At 51.2% G+C, this 2,408-nt stretch carries 3 protein-coding genes; all 3 read right to left on the bottom strand.

Annotated elements, in window-relative coordinates:
- Nucleotides 1-32: 32 nt before the first annotated feature.
- From tnpC to tnpA, 3 genes are read right to left on the bottom strand one after another with little or no spacing between them, the layout of a single operon-like run.
- The gene (gene tnpC, locus E2I14_RS19140) at nt 33-1,619 is read right to left on the bottom strand and encodes an IS66 family transposase (RefSeq protein WP_406675725.1); all 1,587 of its coding nucleotides are present in this window, start codon (nt 1,617-1,619) and stop codon (nt 33-35) included.
- 7 nt (nt 1,620-1,626) lie between these two features.
- Entirely contained in the window at nt 1,627-2,010 is a 384-nt protein-coding gene (gene tnpB / locus E2I14_RS19135; RefSeq protein WP_133331539.1) for an IS66 family insertion sequence element accessory protein TnpB, read from the bottom strand.
- Nucleotides 2,010-2,324 carry an IS66 family insertion sequence element accessory protein TnpA gene (gene tnpA, locus E2I14_RS19130; RefSeq protein ID WP_133331537.1) on the bottom strand — a complete coding sequence of 105 codons (315 nt, stop codon included), beginning with the start codon at nt 2,322-2,324 and terminating at the stop codon, nt 2,010-2,012. The genes tnpB and tnpA overlap by 1 nt, the downstream gene beginning before the upstream one ends.
- Between the last annotated feature and the right edge of the window lie 84 nt (nt 2,325-2,408).

The raw sequence follows: 2,408 nt of genomic DNA, 5'->3' as shown, positions 1-2,408 counted from the left end.
GTAACCGATTACCCACCATAAATACTAAATGATCAAGTAACTCCATGCAAATCCGATCGCAGCGGATTTGCGGCAAAGTGTTGTTTCCATAGTCTTGGCGTAAGTTCATGAACCTTTGACGCCGGATGTTGGCTGACACGTTGCAAAACGTCGACGAAATAATCATACGGATTGATATCATGCAGACGGCAGGTCACGATCAGGCTCTGGACAATGCCGATATGTTTTGCACCCAGTTCAGTCCAACTGAATAACCAATTCTTACGACCCATCGGGATAACCCGCAAAGCGCGTTCAAGGTGGTTCGTGTCAATCGATACATCCGGATCGTCAAGGTAGACCTCCAACCCAGCTCGACGCTCGCGGATATATGACAGCGCACCCAGAAATGGGCTGCTTGGTAAGAATCCACGTTCATCGAACTGTTTCTCGATCCAGGCAAAAAATTGTGTGGCAATTGGCTTAGCCTGATCCTGACGCAGTTTCTGCTTGGCTGCGCCGGCCAAACCTTGCTCGCGAATCTGCGACTCGATTCGATACAGCGTACCAATCCAATCAAGCGCCTGCGCTGCGGGTCCTGGCTCCATGTCCTGGGATTCATAAATCTTGCGTCTGGCGTGCGCCCAGCACTGGGCATGGGTTAGACCGGTTTTCTTGGCATACTGGGCATATGCAGCATAACCGTCCGTTTGTAATACGGCCCCCAAGGGCGAGGATAGTCCCAGCGCATCCTGCACATGTTTGCCGGCCCGACTGGGGTAAAACAGGAAGCAAATTTCGTCCTGTTCACCATAGACCGGCCAGAAATAAGCTGCTTTCATCTTACCTGGTCCCGCTCGCCCGGCTTTGATCGGGGTTTCATCCATGGCCCTGACCCGGGAACTGCGAATGGAGTCCAATTGTGCATCATGGATCGGTTCAAGTAGCGCCACAGCGCTCGGCATGAGTTTGGTCAGCCAGGCCCGGCTGACCTTGATGCCTGAATCGGTCAGTTTGGTGTGCTGCCTGTATAACGGCTGGTGATACGCAAATTTATCAACAATCATGCCAGCAATGAAACTGACATCGGCACGACTGCCGTCCACCACACTCACTGGTGCCACGGGGCAGGAAATAGATTGAGTATCCAGCCGTTTGATTACAGGTCGCACATATTTCAGGATGACGTAGCTGCCGGGACGTTGTGCCAAACGATGGCTCACCTTCTCACCGATCACCTCATAGTCGGCTGGATCTAAGCCGTCGATTTCAGGATTGGCAATAGCAACAACCTGCACCGGCACTTTTTGCTCGTCAAAAAACAATGCCGATTCATCCGCTCCATCGAGCGGCTTTTGTTTTGATTCACGAACATGGCCAGCAACGGCGGTTTTTTTATTCGGTTCGGACTGATCGGGGATGGCAGAAAACGCCTCGCCCAATATGCCTTGTTCACCCTCTGGTCCTGAAAGGCGACGTTCACTTTTTTGACCAAATATCTGGCGCTGAAACCACGCAACCTGTCGGCGCAATTGAATAATTTCGCGATCTTTTGAATCCAGCAAATTGCTTATTTCCAACGGCGTCAATGCAGCCACATTGTGACCATTTTTCGCATTGGGAGAAGAATCAATTTGCATGTCGATATTATACCGTAGAGGCTGCATCACCTGTGCCATTTCTCCTATGAGACTGGACTATGTTGTAGCGCTTTCGCACACGTCTTGGCTCAATCCCTTCCAGCAGAAGTTTCAGACCCGTCCAATCCATTTCCTGCGTGGAGGTATGGTCCCAGTTGCTGATCAATCTGCCCTGTTCAAGTCGCTTACTCCACACGCATAAGCCAGTGCGATCAAAGTACAGGACTTTAATCTGGTTGGCCCGGCGATTGATAAAAGCGAACAGGTGACCTGCCAAAGGGTCTTGCTGCATGGTGTGGCGAACTAGCGCATACAGTCCATCGAAGGACAAGCGCATGCTGGTTGGTTGGCCGTACAGAAATACACGGACTTGACCCTCGGGAAAGAACATTAGCTTCTCGTAATGGTCAACAACATCCCACCGCCCAGATCAATGCGCACTTCGACGTTCGGATTAATCGCAGGGGTTGGGATAGCATGACCTTTAACGACGCCCAGATCGATGAATGGTGTCGCGACCTGTTCCAAAGTAGGTGCCAACTTGGAGGCGCGATTATTCAGCCTTGCGCGCCAGGCATAAAAACTCCATTCCGGAAGAGATTCATCCCGGCAAAATGCTGCTATGCTTTTGCCACTGGATGCTTGGCGAGCCAGATGGTTGCGCCATGTGGATTCTTTTGATGCAGCGGATGCTGGCTTGGTCATTTCGCACTCCGGTTGATTAAACTGGAATGGATTGTGTCGCAATTAGATTCGGTTGAAAATAACGCCGCTCAGGAACCGGTTACG

The organism is Sapientia aquatica, assembly GCF_004358105.1.
Taxonomy (GTDB): domain Bacteria; phylum Pseudomonadota; class Gammaproteobacteria; order Burkholderiales; family Burkholderiaceae_D; genus Solimicrobium; species Solimicrobium aquaticum.
The sequence above is the reverse complement of the archived record's forward strand: the minus strand, read 5'-3'. Positions and strand labels throughout refer to the sequence as shown.

Excerpts from the sequence above, each read along its gene's own strand:
- tnpC (WP_406675725.1), bottom strand. The coding sequence starts at position 1,619 with ATGCAAATTGATTCTTCTCCCAATGCGAAAAATGGTCACAATGTGGCT.
- tnpB (WP_133331539.1), bottom strand. The coding sequence starts at position 2,010 with ATGTTCTTTCCCGAGGGTCAAGTCCGTGTATTTCTGTACGGCCAACCA.
- tnpA (WP_133331537.1), bottom strand. The coding sequence starts at position 2,324 with ATGACCAAGCCAGCATCCGCTGCATCAAAAGAATCCACATGGCGCAAC.